Consider the following 21,390-nt stretch of genomic DNA (forward strand, 5'->3'; position numbering starts at 1 on the left):
GAGGTGGAACCATGGCAAAACAGGAAAATGGATATAGGGCCAATATAGGCAGTCCTTCCCTTATACTCATATTTATTGTCATGTGCCTGATAACCTTTGGGATGCTTTCCCTTAGTACCGCCAAAAGTGAGCGGAATCTGGCAGAACGCAATGCTTCTGCTGTGACAGAGTACTACCGGGCTGACGGAGAGGGAGAGGCTTTTTATCAGATGGTTTTAAATAAGGCGGCGAAAGTCCGGGAAAAGAGCCAGGATCCACAGGAACGGAAACAGCTTTTGTCCCGGGAACTGGGAGATGTCTATGAGCCGGATAAGGGAACCGTGACTGTAAATATCCCCATGGAACGTTCCCAGGCTCTTTCTATAGAACTGGTTTTCCTTCCGGAGGGAGAAGAGGATATTCAGATATCAAAATGGAAGGTAATTCAGACAGAGGATTTTGAAATTGATCATTCCATGCCAGTGTGGACAGGTGGGGAGACTTAAGAAACAGGAGACAGGGCGATGAAAGTAAAAGATTTGTTAAGTGCTGCTGTGGCGCAGAAAGCATCGGATATTTTCCTGGTGCCAGGTATGCCGTTTTCATATAAAATAGGAAGCAGGATCATAAATCAGAATGAAGAAAAGCTATCTTCGGATCAAATGGAGGTATTGATCACTGAATTGTATGAGTTGGCGGGAAACAGAACCATGGAGAAGGTGCGGGAGCATGGGGATGATGATTTTTCCTTTGCCCTTCCTGGGGTTTCCAGGTTTCGTTCCAGCATATTCCGTCAGAGAGGTTCCCTTGCAGCTGTAATCCGGGTGGTGACCTTTGAACTGCCTGATTACAGAACGCTTCATATTCCTGAGGTTGTTATGGAGGTTGCCAGGATGACAAAGGGATTTGTCCTGGTCACAGGGCCGGCGGGAAGCGGTAAGACTACCACCCTGGCCTGTATCATTGACAAGATCAATAATACCCGTAACTCCCATGTGATTACTTTGGAAGATCCTCTTGAATATCTGCACCGCCATAAGAAGAGCGTGGTGACTCAGAGGGAGGTAACCACAGACACGGACAGCTATGTGACCGGCCTTCGGGCGGCTCTGCGCCAGGCACCGGATGTGATCCTTGTGGGTGAGATGAGGGATTATGAAACCATACGGATCGCCATGACAGCAGCAGAAACCGGTCATCTGGTGATTTCAACCCTGCATACGGTGGGAGCGGCCAATACCATTGACCGCATCATTGATAACTTCCCGCCAAACCAGCAGCAGCAGATCCGGATGCAGCTTTCCATGGTAGTTCAGGCCGTGGTCTCCCAGCAGCTGATTCCTGCTGTGGATGGAAGTGTCTATCCTGCATTTGAAATCATGTTTTTCAATAATGCCATCCGGAATATGATCCGCGAGTCCAAAACCCATCAGATCGATTCTGTAATCGCCACCGGTCAGGGAGAAGGTATGATTTCTATGGATACCAGTATATTAAATTTATATAAAGAAGGAAAGATCACAAGGGAAAACGCCATCATCTACAGCGGAAACAGTGAATTGATGGCAAAAAAAATCGATCGTGGACTGTAAGAGTGCATAGTTTGCATTTCAGGCAGATACACTATCCCTAACAATGAGAGGAGAGTGGCCGGATTATGAGAACAGATAAAAGAAAAATTGTATTAGTCGGTACAGGCATGGTCGGAATGAGTTATGCCTATTCCCTTTTGAACCAGGGAGTTTGCGATGAACTTGTTTTGATTGACATCAACCGGAAAAGAGCGGAGGGCGAGGCAATGGACTTAAACCATGGACTTGCTTTTTCTGCATCCCATATGAAGATTTATGCAGGAGAATACAAAGACTGCTCGGATGCGGACATTGTTGTGATCTGCGCTGGAGTAGCCCAGAAGTCCGGGGAGACAAGGCTTGATTTGCTAAAGCGTAATGCAGCCGTATTCCGGTCCATTGTGCAGCCGGTAACGGAATCAGGCTTTAACGGGATTTTCCTGGTGGCGACTAATCCGGTGGATATCATGACGAGAATTACCTATTCGTTGTCAGGCTTTAATCCCAAGCGGGTGATTGGAAGCGGCACGACTCTCGATACTGCCAGGCTCCGGTATTTGTTAGGGGATTCCTTGCGGGTAGATCCAAGAAATGTCCATGCCTATGTCATGGGGGAGCACGGAGACAGTGAGTTTGTGCCCTGGAGCCAGGCCATGATCGCCACAAAGCCCATCCTTTCCCTTTGCGAAGAGGAGGGCATGGTATGCAGGAGTGAACTGGAACGGATCGAAGACGAGGTCCGGGGAGCCGCTTACCGGATCATTGAGGCCAAGCAGGCCACTTATTATGGGATCGGCATGGCTCTCACCAGGATCACCAGGGCTATCCTCGGGGATGAAAATAGCGTTTTTACGGTATCTGCTATGCTGAGGGGAGAATACGGGCAGTCTGAGGTATATGCAGGTGTCCCCTGTATCATCAATAAAAACGGGATTCAGAGGATCATTTCCCTGTCATTAACGGATGGAGAGATGAAACAGTTTCAAAATTCGTGTGATACCCTTCGGGATAGTTTTGATGGCATATTATAAGAAATGGAGGAAGAGAATAGGAAACTTGGAATCCGGTTTCCTGCTCTCATCCTGGTTTGTGAATCCTGACATAAGAATGAATTTTATGGTAAAAATCTGAAGTTTTACCTAATTTATGTATTTTAGTAAAAAATTAAAATAATCGTTGACAAACAGATTTCTCCATGCTATGATATACGAGGTTCAGCGATGAACGAGAAAAGATGCTGATGTGGCACAGGTGGTAGCGCACCTCATTGGTAGTGAGGAGGTCACGGGTCCGAGTCCCGTCATCAGCTCTGAAAACAAACGGGAAGTCTTAATAAAGAGGCTTCCCGTTTTTGTCATATACAGAGATTGAAAGAAAGATATCTATCAGCATTAAGCTTATAAACACCGTACAGATATTGATGAAAAGGAGGCACATTAATATGGCAAAACATAAAAAGAAACGAAAAAGTCCATGGTCCATATTCTTTCGGCCCATTAAAGTCATTCTTTTCGTATTTCTGGGAGTTATGGTTTTAGGATGCCTTGCCGGCGGCATTGTATTCTTAAAATATCAGAATGAGATTATGGCCTGCAAAGAAAAAGCGGATGCCATTATAAGCAAGACGGTCAAGACTGATTTTTCCCAGCCAACGGATACGAGAATCTATGATTCTGCCGGAACTTTGATCGGAACTATCAATTCCGGTCACTATGAATATGTCCCGATTTCAGGGATCAGCATGAATCTTCAGAATGCCTATGTAGCCCAGGAGGACAGAAGATTTTATAAGCATCATGGCATCGACTACAAGGGGTTAATGCGTGCAGGTGTCGTATACTTAAAAAACAAAGGCAAAGCCACCCAGGGAGGAAGCACCATCACCCAGCAGGTGATTAAGAATACCTATCTGACCCAGGAGAAGACGATCCAGAGAAAGCTGACCGAATTTTTTGCAGCGCCCCGCATGGAGGATAAGTATTCCAAGTCAGACATCCTGGAATTTTACTGCAATACCAATTTCTTTGCCAACCGGTGTTACGGCGTATCTGAGGCCAGCCGCTATTATTTTGATAAGGAAGCAAAGGATTTAACCGTGTGGGAGGCGGCTACCTTAGCGGGAATCAGTAATAATCCGTCAAGGTATGATCCGGTGGCCCATCCGGAAAACGCAACGTGGAAGAGGAACCAGATCATCGATAATATGGCTCTCTGTAAGTTTATTACGGAAGAGGAAAAGGAAAACGCCAAGGCCCAGCCTTTGACAGTTGCCAAGATCTATGAGCCGGGAACAAAGGAGAATTATCTGACAAGCTATGCCATACACTGCGCTGCTTTGGAATTAATGAAGAACGAAGATTTTGTTTTCCAGTATGTTTTTAATAACCAGGCTTCTTATGAATCTTATAGAGAACAGTACCAGGAACTTTATCAGGCAAAGAGTGATATGATCCGAAACGGAGGCTTTGAAATACATACCAGCCTGGAGACACCTATCCAGAACTCCTTGCAGGAGATTATTGACAACCGGCTGAAAGGCTTTAAGGATCTGCAGGAGAATGGGAAATTCGCCTTACAGGGGGCAGCGGTATGCATTGACAACCAGACCGGATATGTGGTGGCAATTGTGGGCGGCCGGGGTACGGATGATGAGTACAACCGGGGATTCCTAAGCAAGCGTCAGCCAGGATCTACCATAAAACCGCTGATCGATTATGCTCCTGCCTTTGAAACCGGATATTATTATCCCTCCAGGCTGGTGAATGACCATCTGTTTGATAAAGGGCCCAAAAACAGCGGAGGAAAATATTTTGGAAATATTTCCGTGAGAGAGGCATTGAACCGAAGTCTTAATACGGTGGCCTGGCAGGTGCTGGGAGACATCGGCGTTGACAAAGGCATAAGCTATCTGGGAAAGATGCATTTTGCAGGCATAAGCTATCAGGATAACGGAAACAGCAGTATGAGCATCGGTGGCTTTACGGAAGGTGCCAGAGTTGTGGATATGGCAAGGGGATACTCCGTTTTGGCGAACAACGGGCTGTACAGCAATAAAACATGTATCGTCAGCTTAGAAAGCCAGTATGACGGCGAGATATACAATGGAAACCAGGCGGATGAAAGAATATTTACGGAAGATACTGCTTACATGATCACCGATGTGTTAAAGGGTACTCTGGATAAGCCTTACGGAACAGGCAATGGCCTGGGGCTTGGAGTTCCGGCCGCCGGAAAGACCGGAACCACCAACAGCAATAAAGATACCTGGTTTTGCGGGTATACAAAGCATTACACAACAGCTGTCTGGGTAGGATATGACACTCCAAAGGCCATGCCAGGAGTTTACGGTAAAACCTATTCGGGAAAGATCTGGCAGGAATTTATGGCTGAGATAAACGATGGTCTTCCGGTTCTGGATTGGGATATGCCGGCAACCGTTTCCTTTAAGAATGTGGATTCCACAGGGGAAAAAACCGACGCTGAAACAGGAAGGAAGGATCTGTTTTCTTCTGTTGCAGAACAAACGGCCAAAGCCAATGGAAGTAAATGGAAGGAAGAGGAAGAACGTAAAAAGCTGGAGGCCCAGGCCCAGAGAGAGCAAGATGCTTCCAAAGAAGCCAGGCAGGCGGTGGAACAGACAGTTTCTGCCCTTCAGTCCCTGATCGGAGAACTATCTGCACTGAGCCACAGGGACAGCTCTACTGAGGAAACCATAAGTACTGCTTACACCCTTTTAGACCAGCTGACTGGCACCGAATATTATGATGGGTTAAAGACTCAGCTTGATGAGGCGGCAAGCCATGCCTCATCCCTGACCTGGCAGGAGGATTCTTCCGGGAAGCCCCAGGAGATCGGTCCGGGAGTCACCAAGCCGAAGGAAACGGTTCCTCCGGTTTTTCCTGGGGATATGGATTCAGATGAGGATTATGCTCCCGGCTTTGGTCCGGGAGGCCCTGATTCTGGTGCACAGGCAGTAGGGCCGGGTATGGAATAAGAGAGAAGGACAGGTTAGGGCTTGCTTTTTATCATGGCAGCTGTTATCCTTAATTAAGAAAATCATTCAGGAAAGGAAGTGAACCAGAGTGGAAGGTCGGAGTCAGACGATGGAAGCAGACAATGATCATAGGCGTAAGGCAGTGAGGGCAGAATCCTGTACTTCGGGTCTGCTCTGGATTCGCTGCCGTTAAAAGAGTACGGTTCTTTGCGTTTATGATAGCCATGAATTACAGGCAGCCCTGTAATTCTGGCTATTTTGCGTTGCAGGAAACTGCCTGCATGGCAGAATTTGTTTTGCTTCCATATAGCCGCGACGGAAAAACAGGTTCATGTGGAGGAAGAGTGAGATGCAGGAGAATTACAATGTGGAAGAACTGATGGAGCTGGCTGACAGCCGTCAGTTTAGAAAACTGAAGGATGTGCTGATGGAATACAATGAAGTAGATATTGCAGCTTTCATTGAAGCATTGGATTCAGAAAAAACAGTGGTGGTGTTTCGGATGCTTCCCAAGGGGCTGGCAAGTGATGTGTTCGCATGCCTTGAGGTGGAGAAGCAGGAACACATTATAAACAGCATGACTGATCATGAATTGGGAACAATTGTAGAAGATCTGTTTGTGGATGATGCGGTGGACATGCTGGAGGAACTGCCGGCCAGCGTGGTAAAAAGGGTTCTGCGAAATGCGACCCCTGATACCAGAAAGCTGATCAACCAGTTTTTAAACTATCCGGAAAACAGCGCCGGAAGCATTATGACGGCTGAGTATGTGGGGCTTAAAAAGGCCATGACCGTGGCGCAGGCCTTTGACTATATCAGGCTGCATGGAGTGGATAAAGAAACCATTTACACCTGCTATGTGATGGATGCCACGAGAAGGCTGGAGGGAGTGGTCACGGTCAAGGATCTTTTAATGAATCCCTATGAGGTTGCCATCGGTGATATCATGGATACCCATGTCATAAAGGCGGTCACGACAGAAGACCAGGAGGCCGTTGCGGACAGCTTTCGAAGATACGGCCTTTTAAGTCTCCCTGTAGTGGATCATGAAGACCGCCTGGTGGGAATCGTTACCGTCGATGACGTTGTAGATGTTATGGAGCAGGAAGCCACAGAGGACTTTGAAAAGATGGCCGCCATGATTCCCAGTGAAAAGCCGTATTTAAAAACCAGCGTGTTCCAGCTGGCTAAAAACAGGATCATGTGGCTTCTTGTACTGATGATCAGCAGCATGGTGACCGGTGGGATCCTGGCCAGATATGAATCGGCCTTTGCAGTAATTCCTTTGCTCGTGACCTTTATTCCCATGCTTACGGATACAGGCGGCAATGCAGGAAGCCAGAGCAGTACCATGATCATCAGAGGAATGGCAGTGGGAGAAATCGAAACAAAAGATTTTTTCCGGGTAATCTTTAAAGAGTTTAAGGTAGCGATCCTTGTGGGGCTGATTCTGGGGATTGTGAATTATATCCGTCTGATCCTCCTTTATCCCGGGCAGGAGATGCTTTGTCTTACCGTGATGCTCAGCCTTTTGATCACAGTTATTGTGGCAAAGACCATCGGCGGAATTCTTCCCATTGCAGCCAAGGTGTTTCATATGGATCCGGCTATTATGGCGGCTCCCCTTATTACCACTATCGTGGATGCGGTCAGCCTGATCATATATTTCCGGTTAGCCTGCAAGCTTCTGGGATTATAATTGCTTTGGAAAATTATGCTAAATCATTGTTTTTTCCAGTGGTTCGTTATATAATGGACTACGTGGCTTTGGCGTGACTTCCTTTAACCGGCCAAACGAGAAAGAAGATATAGGAGTGTGTTCACAATGAGTAAAATAAGAACAAGATACGCACCGAGTCCTACGGGCCGTATGCACGTAGGAAATTTAAGAACTGCATTGTATGCTTACCTGATTGCTAAACATGAGGGCGGCGATTTCCTTCTCCGCATTGAAGATACAGATCAGGAACGTTATGTGGAAGGTGCTGTCGAGATCATTTATAGAACCTTAAAAGAGACCGGGCTTATCCATGACGAAGGTCCGGACAAGGATGGCGGCGTAGGCCCCTATGTACAGAGTGAGCGCCAGGCTTCCGGTATTTATTTGGAATATGCGAAAAAGCTTGTAGAAAAAGGGGAGGCTTATTACTGCTTCTGTACTCAGGAGAGGCTGGATTCCCTTAAAAAGACGGTGGATGGCCAGGAGATCATGACTTATGATAAGCACTGCCTCCATCTTTCCAAAGAAGAGGTAGAAGCCAATCTGGCGGCAGGTATGCCTTATGTCATCCGACAGAACAATCCTACAGAAGGAATGACTTCCTTCCATGATGAGATTTACGGAGACATTTCCGTGGATAACTCAGAGTTAGATGATATGGTACTCATCAAATCCGACGGATATCCAACATATAATTTTGCAAACGTGGTAGATGATCATCTCATGGGAATTACCCATGTAGTGAGAGGGAACGAATATCTGTCCTCTTCTCCAAAGTATAACCGTCTTTATGCAGCATTTGGCTGGGACGTTCCGGTATATGTGCACTGTCCGCTGATTACCAACGAGGAGCACAAGAAGCTGAGTAAAAGAAGCGGCCATTCCTCTTATGAGGATCTGATCATGCAGGGCTTCATTTCTGAGGCTGTTGTGAATTACGTTGCTCTTCTGGGCTGGTCTCCGGTGGGCAACCAGGAGATTTTCTCCCTGGATGATCTGATAAAGGAATTTGACTTCCACAATATCAGCAAATCCCCGGCAGTCTTCGATATGACCAAGCTGCGGTGGATGAACAGTGAATATATGAAATCCATGGACTTTGAGCAGTTCTACCAGCTGGCAGAGCCTTATCTGAAGGCTGTTATTAAGAAGGATATGGACTTAAAGAAGATCGCAGCCATGGTTAAAACAAGAATTGAAGTTTTTCCGGATATTGCAGACCATATTGATTTCTTTGAGACTTTGCCGGAATACGATACAGCCATGTACACCAATAAGAAGATGAAGACAGGCAGCGAAACCTCCCTTGACTTATTGCAGGATATGCTTCCGATTCTGGAAGCTCAGGAGGATTACAGCAATGATGCGCTGTATGAAACGCTTTCAAAGTATGTTTCCGAAAAGGGGTATAAAACCGGTTTTGTTATGTGGCCCATCCGCACCGCAGTTTCTGGAAAGCAGATGACTCCCGCAGGCGCTACCGAGATTATGGAGGTCCTTGGAAAAGAGGAGACCCTTATGAGAATAAGAAAGGGAATCCAGCTTTTAAGCAATGGAGCGTGTTAAATGATAATTGCAGAAGCAGAGGCTCCGGATGTGACCGGGCCTCTGCTTTTGTTTTGACTTGACGGGACGATCCGCCAAACTGATGACTGGAATCCTGCTTAAGGCATGATTCCCAAAACGGAGGAAAACATGAAGGAACAGGTCACATATGAGGGAGCCCAGAAGGAGGCAATCCTTCACCACAAAGGTCCCATGCTGGTCCTCGCCGGGCCAGGTTCAGGAAAGACCTTTACCATCACCCACCGGATATGCCATTTAATTGAGACATACGGTGTGGATCCGTCTAATATCCTGGTCATCACCTTTACAAAAGCAGCTGCCAGGGAGATGAAGGAACGTTTTGAAAGCCTTGTGGACGGCAGGCCGTCTGCAATCAGCTTTGGAACCTTTCATGCCATATTTTTTCGGATCCTTAAGTTTGCCTACCGGTACGATGCCAGAAGCATTGTAAGGGAGGAGCAGAAGATCCAGTACATAAAGGAAGCCATGGATAAGAACCAGGTAGAGGTGGAGGATGAGGCGGAATTCGTGACTTCCATCCTGTCGGAAATCAGCTCTGTAAAAGGAGAGATGATTGACTTGGATCACTACTATTCCAAAAACTGCTCTGAAGAAATATTCAAACAGCTTTATCTTACGTATGAGGACCGGCTTCGTAAGGCCAATCTCATTGATTTTGACGATATGATGGTGATGTGTTATGAATTATTTGTCCAGAGGAAGGACATCCTGGAAGCATGGCAGAAAAAGTACCAGTATATCCTGGTGGATGAGTTTCAGGATATTAACCGGGTGCAGTATGAAATTGTCCGGATGCTGGCTGCGCCGGAAAACAACCTGTTTATCGTTGGGGATGATGACCAGTCCATCTATCGTTTCCGGGGAGCAAAACCGGAAATTATGCTGGGCTTTGAAAAGGATTACCAGGGAGCAAAAAAGGTTCTTTTAAATATCAATTTCCGAAGCACCAGAGAAATCGTGGAGTCTGCCGGAAAGCTGATCGCTCACAATGAGATGCGGTTTCCCAAAAAGATCGTTACAAAAAAAGGACATGGAAAGCCGGTTGTTACAAGAGTATGGCAGGATCCGCAGGAGGAAACTTTAGAGATTGTTCAGGAAATCATGGCTTATGCAAAGGCCGGGTTTGCCTGGCAGGAGATTGCGGTTCTTTACCGGACGAATCTGGGCCCCAGGCTCTTAATCGAAAAGTTCATGGAGTATAACATCCCCTTCTCCATGAAGGATTCCGTCCCCAACCTATACGACCATTGGATTGCAAAAAACATAATTTCCTATATCCAGGCAGCGTCCGGAGATTTGTCCAGGGCCAATGTGCTCCAGATCGTCAACCGCCCGAATCGCTATATCAGCCGGGATGCGGTGGAAAATAATCTAGTGAACTGGGAATCGGTAAAATCCTTTTATCAGGACAGGGGCTGGATGGTGGAACGGATCGAACAGCTGGAATACGATTTAAAGATGATAAGAAATATGGCGCCTGTGGCTGCTGTAAACTATATCCGGAAAGCGGTAGGATATGACGATTACATTCGGGAATACGCCCAGTACCGGAGGATGAAGCCGGAGGAGCTTTTAGAGGTGCTGGATCAGCTTCAGGAGAGCGCAGCCGGTTATTCCACTGCAGAGGAATGGTTCCGTCATATGAAGGAATATGGAGAGGAATTAAAAACTCAGGCCCAGTTAAGGGAAGGAAATTCCCAGGGAGTCGCCCTTATGACCATGCACAGCTCCAAGGGCCTGGAATACAGGATCGTCTACATCCTGGATGCCAATGAAGGCGTGACGCCTCACCAGAAGGCAGTGCTCCCTGCCGATTTGGAAGAGGAGCGGAGGATGTTTTACGTGGCCATGACAAGGTCTAAGGAACGGCTTCACGTCAATTATGTGCGGGAGAGATACAGCAAAAAACAGGAAGTTTCCCGTTTTGTCCGGGAATATCTGGAACGGGAGTGACCGGGGCAATAATAAGGAAACACCCTGCGGGTATACCTTTATGCCCTGAAAAAATGGGCAATAATAAGGAAAGGTGAATGAAATATGAAATCCTGTGTACACATATACTGTGGGGATGGAAAGGGAAAAACCACAGCTGCCATAGGACTGGCTGTGCGTGCCTGTGGCAGTGGGAAGCGGGTTCTCATTACCCGTTTCTTAAAAACCGATCATTCCGGTGAAGTTAATGCATTATGCGGGCTTGACCGTATTACGGTAACGCCCTGTGAGCGAAGCTTTGGCTTTTTTTCCAGAATGTCCCCTGATCAGAAAAAGGAAGCGGGGATCTACTATTCCCAGCTATTGGAAACGACTCTAAATAAGGCGGTGAAGGAGAAGTATGATTTGCTTGTCCTTGATGAAATCATGGCTGTATGCAACTTTGGCCTTGTAGAGGAAACGCGGGTTTTGGAGTTTCTTTCTGTACGTCCTGAGGGGCTTGAAGTGGTTCTCACAGGTAGAGAACCTTCAGAAAAGCTTATAGAAATAGCGGATTATGTGTCGGAAATCAGAAAGGTAAAGCATCCATACGACAGAGGTATTTCAGCAAGGCAGGGAATTGAATATTAACGGTAAAATCCCTTGATTTTTGCCGGATAGTTTGATAGAGTGGAAGCAGGCGACAGATGCGCCGTACAACTAGATTAAGAAAAAAGAGAGGTATCAGAATGGCACAGGATCCTAATTTAGAGCGGGATGATATGGAACCCCAGGAGGAAATGACAGTTACACTGACCTTGGATGACGGATCAGAGCTGGAATGCGTAGTACTTACCATTTTCACAGCAGGCGAAAGAGATTATATTGCGTTGCTTCCTATGAATGGCCCTGAGGAGGAAGAGGGAGAAGTTTATCTGTACCGTTATTCTGAGAAGGAAGATGGGCAGCCAAATCTTGAAAATATCGAAGATGACGATGAATATGAGATCGTTGCGGAAGCCTTTGACGAATTACTGGACGAAGCGGAATATGATGAGCTGGTAGGCGAAGACGAAGAATAGACAGAGGAAAAACCGGGGCGGTCCTAATAAGGACTGGTCCCGGTTTTAAGATTTATCAGGAATATGTGATTTTGAAACCTTACATATCATAGACACTACAAATAATAGAAGCATATACAGCGAGTATTGCAATCTATCAAAGCTGCATTCTATATACTACTATAATTGTATCTATGGAAGTGAGGGATAGCTGTATGGACAACGAGGCGGTACTTAAGAAAATCGAGGAAATCAACAGAAGCAAAGAGTGGTCTATGTACAGGTTATCAAAAGAAAGCGGGATCGCTCAGTCTACATTGTCCAGTTTATTTGGAAGAAGAGCCAATATCAGCCTGCCGAAGCTGGGCAGGATCTGCAGGGCGTATGGCCTTAAAATGTCGGATTTCTTTTCCCTTTTAGAGGAAGAGGCAGAAGACGGGGAATCTGGCCAGAATGATTATGAAATCATTGAGATGGTGCAGAAGGCGGCGATGCTGTCAAAGAATGACAGGCGGCTTTTAAGGTCTATGATTATTGTAATGGAAGAACTGGAAAGAGAAAATAGAAGCAAAGGAGAACGGTAATATGGAGAAAATTGTTGATGCCAGAGGCCTGACTTGCCCGCAGCCGGTTATTAAGGCAAAAGAGGCATTAAAGGGTATGGAAAAGGGGTTATTAAAAGTCCTTGTGGACAATGAAATTGCAGTTCAGAATGTAATGAAGCTGGGGAATTATGAGGGTGTTTCTCCGGTTTCAGAGAAAAAAGCGGAAGGGGAATTTGAGATCCTGTTCCACGTAAACAGAGAATCCGGCGTTACTGAAGAAACCGTAAAAGAGGAAGAATGCCTTCCCGATGTCAGAAAAAAAGGCCTTGTAGCGGTGCTTTCATCGGATCAGATGGGAGGAGGCAATGAAGAGCTTGGTCGAATTCTGATGAAAGGATTTGTTTATGCCCTTACCCAGCTGGAAGAACTCCCTGAAACGGTCCTGCTCTACAATGGAGGGGCAAGGTTATCCGTGGAAGGCTCCCAGTCCCTGGAGGATTTAAAAAATTTAGAAGCACAGGGAGTGGAAATCCTTACCTGCGGAACCTGCTTAAATTATTATGAATTATCAGACAAGCTGAAGGTTGGCTCAGTAACCAATATGTATGAAATTGCAGAAAAAATGGCAGGAGCCCGTCTGGTGATCCGTCCTTAACCATCATCGGTTTCATGGGCAGAGGATATTTTTTATTGACAAAGCAGGGGTTTTGGTTTTATAATTCATTCAGTTATTTTTAAATCTGGCATGGCACCAGAAAAGTGGAAGTGCCCGTAAGAAAATTTCTTTCTTCCGGGCACTTTCCTTTTTTATCATATTTTATCATAATCGATCGTATCTCCACCTGTTTTTTGGGGCCAGGACCCTGCGGTAAAGCCTTTGGAGCAGAAAGGTACTGGAGAGGATGAAAAATATTTCCAGTACGGTACTCACGATTCCGGTCAGGAAAAATAAAAAGGCAGATAATACCGTAATCACCAGTAAGCAATGCAGATAGGGACGGTAAACCTCCTGATTCATGCAGTAAAGCTTCCAGACGATCATATACAGGCAGATAAGAAGAGAAATAGATGCTAAAAAGGATAAAATAACATGGAAGACCGCATGAAGAGGCTGTGAGTCCGGCAGATAAGGCGTGATGACTGCCAGAACCAGAAGCAAGAGGGCAGTGATGCTCATTACGGTTTCTTTTCTGTTTCGGGGAAGTCCGCTTATGATCCGCTTTAAAATGTAATAAAAGTACGTTCCTATGATGATACCCCATAGGAGAAACAGATTTTTTCTGGAGGATAAATTTCCCAATACGGAAAAATTTAATGTAAACCAGTCGGTTCCCCAGGCAAACAGAATGGTATATATGGGTATAATGAAGTAAGCAGTAATAGTTAATAGGGACATAAGGCACCTCCGGTCATTCGTCTCTTCCTAGTTTGGCATTTACTTCGGAAAATAATAATAAACAAGTATTATTTTTATATAAATTTAATTTCAGAGGAAAAACAATGATTCATTTACCGGATGAGTTCAGAGAAAAAATGAAACGGCTTTTAGGAGCGGAGTATGCTTCTTTTATTGAAAGCTATGATAAGGAACGGGTACAGGGCTTAAGGGTAAATCCCTTAAAGATTTCCAGGGAGAAATTTGATGAGATCAGCCCATTTCATCTGGAAAAGATTCCATGGGCAGCAGAAGGGTATTACTACCAGCCGGCCGAGCAGCCGGGAAAGCATCCATACCATGAGGCAGGTCTTTATTATATCCAGGAGCCTAGCGCCATGGCCGTTGTGGAACTGTTAGATCCAAAGCCCGGAGAAAAGATCCTTGACCTATGCGCTGCCCCAGGAGGAAAAACCACTCATATTGCGGGGCGGATGCAGGGTAAAGGCTTCCTTCTAAGCAATGAGATCCATCCGGCAAGGGCGAGAATTCTTTCCCAAAACGTAGAACGACTGGGAATCAGGAATGCGGTTGTGTCAAGCGAGGATTCAGGGAGCCTGTCTCTTCGGTTTCCCGGTTTTTTTGACAGGATTGTGGTGGATGCTCCCTGTTCCGGAGAAGGCATGTTCCGCAAGGATGAGGCGGCCAGACTGGAATGGACGCCCGGGCATGTAATAGCCTGCGCGGACCGTCAGGAAAGGAAGAAGTGAACCGTTTCATCGATCTGCCGGCTGACGGAGAGGAAATTTTAAAGTATTTAAAGGGGGAAACTCTGGCAGGAGAGACTTCCCTTTCACTTGGCAATAAAAAAGGCTGGGTGCTTGTTAATACCGACGGATATTCCATCGGATTTGCCAAGCTGGCCGGGGGAATTCTTAAAAATCATTATCCCAAAGGCCTTCGGTGGATGTGATCCCAAGAAACTGCATGTCCTCAGGAAGGGGCGCCTCAAAAGAAAGAGGCTCCTTTTTGATTGGGTGAAGGAAATCCAGCCGGAAGGAATGCAGGGCCTGACGGGTAATGTAACGGTAGTCCGGATGATAAAGGAAATCTCCTGGAAGGGGATGACCGATGGATTTTAAATGGACCCGGATCTGGTGGGTGCGGCCGGTTTCCAGGCAAAGACCTGCAAGGGAATGCCCTGTCGCAGGGTCATAAAAAAGCCGTTTATAATGAGTACGGGCCTCTTCTCCATTTATCGGGTCCACACACCGTTCAATGGTGGAGCCGTCTGCCCGGGCAATCGGAGCGTCGATAGTCCCTTCTAAAGGAAGCTCTCCCTGGACAACTGCAAGGTAACGGCGGCGAATCTCTCTTTTTTTCACCATATCCGAAAGAATGCAGGCGCTTAAAGGATTTTTAGCCACTACCAAAAGTCCGGTGGTATCCCGGTCAAGGCGGTTAATGGCCCGGTAGATAAAAGACTCATTCTTTTCCTCAAAATAATAGGCGATCCCGTTAGCAAGGGTATGATCGAAGTTCCCCTGGGACGGATGAATGGGGACACCGGCTTCCTTGTTAATGACCAGGATATGTTCATCCTCGTACTGGATATGGATCGGCATGGGAGTGGGAACAATATTCTTAGAACTTTCTTCTTCGCAGATAAAAATGGATAAAAGCTCGCCAGGCTTAAGGGCGTGTGTTGTATAGACCGGCTCTCCTCCCACAGTGATTCCGTTTGATTGGTTCCGAAGCTGTCTTATGAGGCTCTGGGAGTATCCCAGATTTAATAAATACTGCTTTACAGTCATATCTTCAAAGGTTTTTGTTATGGTATAATTCATAGTCATTTTCATAAACCGATTCTAACATGGCGGGTGGTGATTGACAAGGAGAATCTATGGGTTATAATTAGCTGGTAGAAAATGAAAGTGGGGTTTTGATAATGTTAGATCAGGATATTTATGAAGCTTTGGAAATGGAATTAGAAAGAAACTACATTAGGGAAGATGTGGATGAAGTTCTGCTGGATTTGGCGGAAGCGCTTGCAGACAGGGGAATTATGGATAAAGAATTGGTTTTGACGGAATCCTATGGTAAGACACAGATTCAGGTGACCGGAATCTGCTCCGAAGAAGAGGGGGAAGTTAACATCCTCATGAAGCAGGTGCGGATCGGGAAAAAGGAATTTGAAATTAATGATTATTTTCTATAAGGAGAAAACAGGTCGGAAGAAATGGAGGCAGCACACTCATGATGACAATCAAACAGGAATATTCGCCAAAGGAGCTGGGGATCGATCTTCTGTGTGATTTGGCGGGAGCAATTTTATTTAATATTGGAATCTATAATTTTGCAGTAAATGCGGAGTTCGCTCCCGTTGGGGTATCTGGTATCGCACTGATTCTGCGCTATCTGTTCGACCTGCCAATGGGCATTACCAGCATAGTCTTAAACATTCCCATCGTGTTAGTCAGTTACAGGCTTTTGGGAAGGGGTTTTTTGCTTCGTTCCATGAAGAGCATGATCATCTTTGCCCTTGTCCTGGACTATGTAGTTCCTTATCTGCCGGTTTATCAGGGAAATCCTCTGTATGCTTCCGCCTGCACCGGAATCTTTTCCGGTCTGGGGTTAACCATCGTTTATTTAAGAAACTGCTCCACAGGAGGTACGGACTTTCTGGTCATGGCAATCCGGAAGATTTTTCCTCACCTGACCATCGGGCAGATATCCCTTGTGGTGGATGCCGTGGTAATCATCGCCGGTGGACTGGTATTCCGCAATCTGGATGCGGTCATCCTGGGCATGCTTTCTACCATTGTAACCACCATGGTGATCGACAAGATTATGTATGGCCTGGGAGCCGGTAAACTTGTTTTTGTGGTCACCTCCCATGCAGAAGAGGCAGCACAGAGAATCGAGGAAAGTACCGGACGAGGCTGCACCTTTCTTAAGGGCCAGGGCTCTTATTCCCTGGATGAAAAGAAGGTGATCATGTGCGCCTGCAATAACAGTCAGGTTGTGCCCATCCGCCGTGCCATTCATGAAACAGACAAAGAGGCTTTTCTCATCATCACGGATTCCAATGAGGTTTACGGCGAAGGGTTTAAAGCCATTGGAGGCCAGCTGTAGCCCCCTTATTTTATGCCGGATTTCCCCCGGCCGGATGTATGGTCCACAATTGAATCCTTTTTTAAGAAACTGGCTCTTTTAACGCTGTCAGTTCCGAATTTGCCGCGGATATGATCCACGGCTTTTTCCATTTCCTTCATCTTTCGGGCCTGCTCTGACTCAAATAGATTAAGCTGGCAAAACCCTTCCTCAGAGATCTTGGTGGCTCGCACGCCGATTAAGCGAAGAGGGGTGCGGTCCCAAAGCTCCTTAAGTAAGTTACAGGCGTTTTCATAAATAACAGTCGTGGAGTCCGTAGGATTGTTTAAGGTCATCTGATGGGACTGGGTATGAAAATTCCAGTCTTTGATCTCCACACAGACACAGTCAGATAAGACATGGTCTGAACGGAGACGGGCTCCTACGGTTTCGCATAGGGACAGGAGAACCTGACAGGCCACGTCTAAGTCGTCGATATCATGGGAAAGGGTGGTACTGTTTCCATAACCCTTGTTTAAGGGCTCCCGTTCTTCCACGGGAGAGGTATCAATGCCCAGGGCATAATCATGGATCAGCAGGGCATACTTTTCCCCCAGCAGGGGTTTTAAATGGATTACGCTGCAGGCCGCCAGTTCCCCTATGGTGTGGATGCCGATGCCTTCCAGCTTTTTCTGGGCGGAATGGCCCACAAAAAAAAGTTCCTGTATGGGAAGCGGCCACATTTTGGAAGGTATTTCATGGGCAAACAGGGTATGGCAGAGATTGGGCTTTTTAAAATCCGATGCCATTTTAGCCAGGAGCTTATTGGGAGCCACACCGACGTTCACCGTAAACTTCAGTTCCTGCCAGATCCTTTCCCGTATCTGGTTTGCCACCGCAAACGGGGGGCCGAAGAGGTGGATGGTAGAGGTCATGTCAAGAAATGCCTCGTCGATGCTGAATTTTTCAATGTCTGGAGTGTAATCGGATAAAAGCTCCATAAGCTTCCGGGATTTATCAAGGTATATATCAAACCGGGCCGGAACAACCGTGAGGGCAGGGCATTTGCGCAGAGCCTGGCTGATGGGCTCTCCGGTTATGATTCCATATGCTTTTGCGGGCGTGGATTTTGCCAGAACGATCCCATGCCTTAAAGAGGCGTCGCCGCCTACTGCCGATGGAATGGTACGTAAATCAAGGGCGTTAAAGTCAGCTTCCAGCCTGCTGACAGATTCCCAGCTTAAAAATGCGGAGTTTACGTCTATGTGAAAAATTAAGGGCTCCGGAGCCATGTCAGTCCCTCCTTGGGCATTTTTTACTTAAAATTCCTTCTCTTCCTATTATATCGAAAATACGTTCGGAAAGTAAAGGGGAATAATTAAAAAACCATTGGAATAGGATAAAATAAATCCATGGGGGAGGCTCTTTCATGAGGCATGCCATAGGAATCCTGCTGGCAGCAGCTTTTGTCTTTCTTATAGGGACAGGGGCTGCCGCGGTCTGGCTGACGGGAAAAGAGGCCGTTAATGAAAACACAACAGTAACAGAGGAGAAGGAAGAAAAAAATACAACGATTCAGACAAAGGATGAGCTGAATCTTTATGCCCAATCAGCAGTTTTGATGGATGCCTCAACCGGCCGCGTTTTATATGGAAAAAATGAGAATCTGGCACGGCCCATGGCCAGCACCACAAAAATCATGACTTGCATCCTCGCCCTGGAGAGCGGGAATCTTTCTGATACGGTAACTGCCAGTCAGAATGCGGCTTCCCAGCCTAAGGTTCATTTAGGAGTCTATAAGGGAGAGACGTTTCTGCTAAAGGATTTACTTTACAGCCTGATGCTGGAATCCCATAACGATGCAGCCATGATGATCGCAGAGCACATAGGAGGAAGCCAGGAGGGGTTTGCCAGTCTGATGAACCAGAAGGCCAGGGATTTAGGCTGCGAAGATACCTATTTTATCACACCCAATGGGCTTGATGCCAAAGAAGAAAAGGATGGACAGGTGAAGATCCATTCCACGACAGCCGCGGATTTAGCCAGGATCATGAATTACTGCATCGGCCAGTCACCCAAAAAAGAAGAATTCCTTGAGATTACGGCAACAAGTAGCTATGCCTTTGCTGATCTGGAAGGAAAACGTTTCTTTTCCTGCAATAACCACAATACCCTTCTTGCCATGATGGACGGGGCGTTTTCAGGAAAGACAGGGTTTACCGGAGGAGCCGGCTATTCTTATGTGGGAGCTGTCCAGGATGAGGGAAGAGTTTATACCATCGCCCTTTTAGGCTGCGGATGGCCGCCTCATAAGGCTTATAAATGGTCAGATGCAAGAAAGCTGTTCCAATACGGGATGGAACGCTTTCATTACAGGAACGTATTTGAAGATGTCAGTCTTCCGGATATTCCCGTAAAAGAGGGGATTCCTTCCTCAGGACGCTTAGATGAACCGGTCCTGGTATCCTGCAGCATAGGCGGGGAAGAAGAAAAGAGCTTAAACCTCCTTTTGGCGGATGAGGAAGAGGTCACGGTACAGACTGAGGTTCCCAAGGAATTAAATGCTCCGGTACGTAAGGGGCAGACGGTGGGGACTGTCATTTACCGCTTAAACGGAGAGGTCGTAAAAAGCTATCCGGTATATCTGACGGCTGGAGCAGACCGCCTGACAACGGCCTGGTGTATAAAAAATATTTTCAATAGATATTTATCCATGCCTGGAGTCATGGGACTTATCCCTAACTGACCGAATACATAAAAGAATGAGGCGTAAGGAAACTTAAGCGTTCCCTTACGTCTCATTTTTTGTTCTTTATTAACGGCAAGCCGGATTACATTCCGGTTAAAGGGAGATACTGATATTTCATAGGGATTCCTCACATAAACGGCAGAAAATAAATTGTATAAAACATTGTCCCATGGTATATTAAGAGTGTTTGTTTATACAAGGAAAGGAAATTACAAAAGTATGAATATGAAAAAGATCGCAACAGTGCTTGTGGGCAATACCATTTATGCTCTGGCCGTATCCTTGTTTATTCTGCCGGGGGGACTGATCACAGGCGGAACAACCGGTCTTGCTTTGGTGGCCCATCACCAGTTGGGCATTCCCGTAGCTGCCTTTATCGGAGCCTTTAATATTATCATGTTTGTGGCGGGAGCCTTCTTTTTGGGAAAGCAGTTTGCATTTACAACCATGATCAGTACTTTTTATTATCCGTTTATATTAGGAGTATTTGAAAATCTGTTCGGTCAGGCCGCTATGACAGATGACCGGATGCTGGCCACTGTTTTTTCCGGACTTTTGATTGGCGTGGGCATCGGCATGGTAATACGGGCCGGCGCTTCCACCGGAGGAATGGATATTCCCCCTTTGATCCTTAATAAAAAAATGAATCTGTCCGTATCTATGACCATGTCGGCCTTTGACTGCCTGATCCTTCTGTCACAGATGTTATTTTCCAATAAGGAGCAGATCCTTTATGGAATCCTGCTGGTGCTTACCTACAGCACGGTTCTTGATAAGGTGCTCCTAATCGGCCGCAACCAGATGCAGGTAAAAATCATAAGTGAAAAGTATGAGGAGATCAGCCAGGCGATCCAATCCCGGATGGACAGAGGAACCACCCTGCTTGCCAGCGAAGGAGGATATTTAAGAACGGCTTCCTTTACGGTTCTTACCGTAATTTCCGGGAGACAGCTTTCAAAGGTGAACGAACTGGTCATGGGGATCGATCCCAGTGCATTTATGATCATTAACCAGGTCAATGAGGTACGGGGAAGGGGATTTACCCTTCATAAAGAATATAAATAGTGGATAAAGAACAAACGAGAATCTTACGGAAAGATGACTAAGGTTTACGGTTTTAGAAACCCTATTGACTTAACAGTCTGGCAGGTGCTAAACTGAACCCGGATTAGAAAATGGACGCAGGGAGGAACCAGGAAATGCTGAAAAAGAAAATCAGTTTATTTTGTTTTGCTATCGCTTTTGCTGTGCTGTTGACAGCTGGCTGCGGCAGGAAGCAAGCTGCAGATTTGGGCGGAGCTCCTTCGGAAGCGGCAAAGACAGAGACTGCGGCCGTAAAAATGGAGAGATCGGGAACAAATCAAGGAGATGAGGAAACTGTTCCGGAAGAGGATATGGACCAGTCAGGGCCGGGAATAGAGGCCGTGGAGAGTGAAGTAAGCGCTGGAGCGGGAAAAAAGGTGGAGGCGTTTGCCGAAAAGATTCAGGAAGCGGTAGGAGACCGGGATCTGGAAGCATTTGCAGGCCTGCTGTTTTATCCCTGTGTTTTCGTAACTGCGGATGAGGAGACGATCACCCTTAAAAACCGGGAAGATTTATTTAAGCAGAACCCTGATATGGTGTTTGGAGATGATCTGATGGTATCAGTGGCCAATGTGGATACAGTTTCTCTGAACATGACGGATAAAGGCGTGACCATGGGAGAAGGAACATCGAAAATCATCTTTCAGGAACGGTCAGACGGAAGCTTTGGAATAGTAGAAATCAGGGAATAAGCAATACCCTTAACAGGAAATAAAGAGGAA

The 21,390-nt window shown here is 46.4% G+C and carries 20 protein-coding genes, 1 tRNA gene and 1 pseudogene; 19 read left to right on the plus strand and 3 right to left on the minus strand.

Translation table 11 applies throughout. From position 1 onward, the window contains the following. The first annotated feature begins 11 nt into the window (after positions 1 to 11). From BMW45_RS18715 to yedF, 12 genes are all read left to right on the plus strand, one after another. Positions 12 to 485 carry a hypothetical protein gene (locus tag BMW45_RS18715; protein WP_025232095.1) on the plus strand — a complete coding sequence of 158 codons (474 nt, stop codon included), beginning with the start codon at positions 12 to 14 and terminating at the stop codon, positions 483 to 485. Between the two features lie 18 nt (positions 486 to 503). Further along, on the plus strand, positions 504 to 1,571 hold the full coding sequence (locus tag BMW45_RS18720) for a type IV pilus twitching motility protein PilT (protein WP_092247517.1): 1,068 nt from the start codon (positions 504 to 506) through the stop codon (positions 1,569 to 1,571). A 65-nt stretch (positions 1,572 to 1,636) separates the two neighbouring features. Then, positions 1,637 to 2,581 carry an L-lactate dehydrogenase gene (locus BMW45_RS18725; protein ID WP_092247519.1) on the plus strand — a complete coding sequence of 315 codons (945 nt, stop codon included), beginning with the start codon at positions 1,637 to 1,639 and terminating at the stop codon, positions 2,579 to 2,581. Positions 2,582 to 2,786: 205 nt separating this feature from the next. Then, positions 2,787 to 2,859, plus strand: a tRNA-Thr gene (locus BMW45_RS18730). Positions 2,860 to 2,991: 132 nt separating this feature from the next. Continuing rightward, entirely contained in the window at positions 2,992 to 5,544 is a 2,553-nt protein-coding gene (locus BMW45_RS18735) for a transglycosylase domain-containing protein (RefSeq protein WP_092247522.1), read from the plus strand. 349 nt (positions 5,545 to 5,893) lie between these two features. After that, entirely contained in the window at positions 5,894 to 7,243 is a 1,350-nt protein-coding gene (gene mgtE, locus BMW45_RS18740; RefSeq protein WP_092247525.1) for a magnesium transporter, read from the plus strand. Between the two features lie 126 nt (positions 7,244 to 7,369). After that, on the plus strand, positions 7,370 to 8,830 hold the full coding sequence (gene gltX, locus BMW45_RS18745) for a glutamate--tRNA ligase (RefSeq protein ID WP_092247528.1): 1,461 nt from the start codon (positions 7,370 to 7,372) through the stop codon (positions 8,828 to 8,830). 129 nt (positions 8,831 to 8,959) lie between these two features. Then, complete coding sequence (locus BMW45_RS18750; RefSeq protein ID WP_092247531.1) at positions 8,960 to 10,804, plus strand: ATP-dependent helicase; 1,845 nt, start codon at positions 8,960 to 8,962, stop codon at positions 10,802 to 10,804. A gap of 84 nt (positions 10,805 to 10,888) precedes the next feature. Then, positions 10,889 to 11,413 carry a cob(I)yrinic acid a,c-diamide adenosyltransferase gene (locus BMW45_RS18755; RefSeq protein ID WP_092247534.1) on the plus strand — a complete coding sequence of 175 codons (525 nt, stop codon included), beginning with the start codon at positions 10,889 to 10,891 and terminating at the stop codon, positions 11,411 to 11,413. 98 nt (positions 11,414 to 11,511) lie between these two features. Further along, positions 11,512 to 11,844, plus strand: coding sequence for a DUF1292 domain-containing protein (locus BMW45_RS18760; RefSeq protein WP_054789827.1), 333 nt, complete (start codon positions 11,512 to 11,514; stop codon positions 11,842 to 11,844). 194 nt (positions 11,845 to 12,038) lie between these two features. Continuing rightward, positions 12,039 to 12,407, plus strand: a complete 369-nt coding sequence (locus BMW45_RS18765) for a helix-turn-helix domain-containing protein (RefSeq protein ID WP_025232104.1) — start codon at positions 12,039 to 12,041, stop codon at positions 12,405 to 12,407. A gap of 1 nt (position 12,408) precedes the next feature. After that, positions 12,409 to 13,023: a sulfurtransferase-like selenium metabolism protein YedF gene (gene yedF, locus BMW45_RS18770; protein WP_092247537.1), complete on the plus strand. Its 615-nt coding sequence runs from the start codon at positions 12,409 to 12,411 to the stop codon at positions 13,021 to 13,023. Positions 13,024 to 13,188: 165 nt separating this feature from the next. Here the strand turns inward: yedF and BMW45_RS18775 are convergent, their stop codons facing one another. Next, positions 13,189 to 13,764, minus strand: a complete 576-nt coding sequence (locus BMW45_RS18775) for a hypothetical protein (RefSeq protein WP_025232106.1) — start codon at positions 13,762 to 13,764, stop codon at positions 13,189 to 13,191. Positions 13,765 to 13,868: 104 nt separating this feature from the next. Here BMW45_RS18775 and BMW45_RS18780 point away from each other — a divergent pair. Together BMW45_RS18780 and BMW45_RS29135 are read left to right on the plus strand one after the other, a co-directional pair. After that, a pseudogene (locus BMW45_RS18780) lies at positions 13,869 to 14,498 on the plus strand (RsmB/NOP family class I SAM-dependent RNA methyltransferase); the annotation flags it as partial. Between the two features lie 11 nt (positions 14,499 to 14,509). Continuing rightward, a complete protein-coding gene (locus BMW45_RS29135; RefSeq protein WP_330390822.1) occupies positions 14,510 to 14,716 on the plus strand; it encodes a methyltransferase RsmF C-terminal domain-like protein in 207 nt (68 codons plus the stop codon). Here BMW45_RS29135 and BMW45_RS18785 read toward each other — a convergent pair. Next, positions 14,679 to 15,602, minus strand: a complete 924-nt coding sequence (locus BMW45_RS18785; RefSeq protein ID WP_092247540.1) for an RluA family pseudouridine synthase — start codon at positions 15,600 to 15,602, stop codon at positions 14,679 to 14,681. The genes BMW45_RS29135 and BMW45_RS18785 overlap by 38 nt on opposite strands. Positions 15,603 to 15,691: 89 nt before the next feature. On the opposite strand from BMW45_RS18785, the gene BMW45_RS18790 reads away from it, so the two are divergent. After that, positions 15,692 to 15,961 carry a U-box domain-containing protein 56 gene (locus BMW45_RS18790; protein ID WP_092247543.1) on the plus strand — a complete coding sequence of 90 codons (270 nt, stop codon included), beginning with the start codon at positions 15,692 to 15,694 and terminating at the stop codon, positions 15,959 to 15,961. Positions 15,962 to 15,999: 38 nt separating this feature from the next. Beyond that, positions 16,000 to 16,878, plus strand: coding sequence for a YitT family protein (locus BMW45_RS18795; RefSeq protein ID WP_092247545.1), 879 nt, complete (start codon positions 16,000 to 16,002; stop codon positions 16,876 to 16,878). Positions 16,879 to 16,883: 5 nt separating this feature from the next. Here the strand turns inward: BMW45_RS18795 and BMW45_RS18800 are convergent, their stop codons facing one another. Further along, entirely contained in the window at positions 16,884 to 18,128 is a 1,245-nt protein-coding gene (locus tag BMW45_RS18800) for a DNA polymerase Y family protein (protein ID WP_092247547.1), read from the minus strand. A gap of 137 nt (positions 18,129 to 18,265) precedes the next feature. On the opposite strand from BMW45_RS18800, the gene BMW45_RS18805 reads away from it, so the two are divergent. From BMW45_RS18805 to BMW45_RS18815, 3 genes are all read left to right on the plus strand, one after another. Further along, a complete protein-coding gene (locus BMW45_RS18805; protein WP_092247550.1) occupies positions 18,266 to 19,582 on the plus strand; it encodes a D-alanyl-D-alanine carboxypeptidase family protein in 1,317 nt (438 codons plus the stop codon). Positions 19,583 to 19,804: 222 nt separating this feature from the next. Then, positions 19,805 to 20,650: a YitT family protein gene (locus tag BMW45_RS18810; RefSeq protein WP_092247553.1), complete on the plus strand. Its 846-nt coding sequence runs from the start codon at positions 19,805 to 19,807 to the stop codon at positions 20,648 to 20,650. Between the two features lie 134 nt (positions 20,651 to 20,784). Then, positions 20,785 to 21,360: a hypothetical protein gene (locus BMW45_RS18815; protein ID WP_092247556.1), complete on the plus strand. Its 576-nt coding sequence runs from the start codon at positions 20,785 to 20,787 to the stop codon at positions 21,358 to 21,360. Positions 21,361 to 21,390: the final 30 nt, after the last annotated feature.

Origin of the sequence: Lacrimispora sphenoides (genome assembly GCF_900105215.1) — a bacterium.
Classification (GTDB): domain Bacteria; phylum Bacillota; class Clostridia; order Lachnospirales; family Lachnospiraceae; genus Lacrimispora; species Lacrimispora sphenoides_A.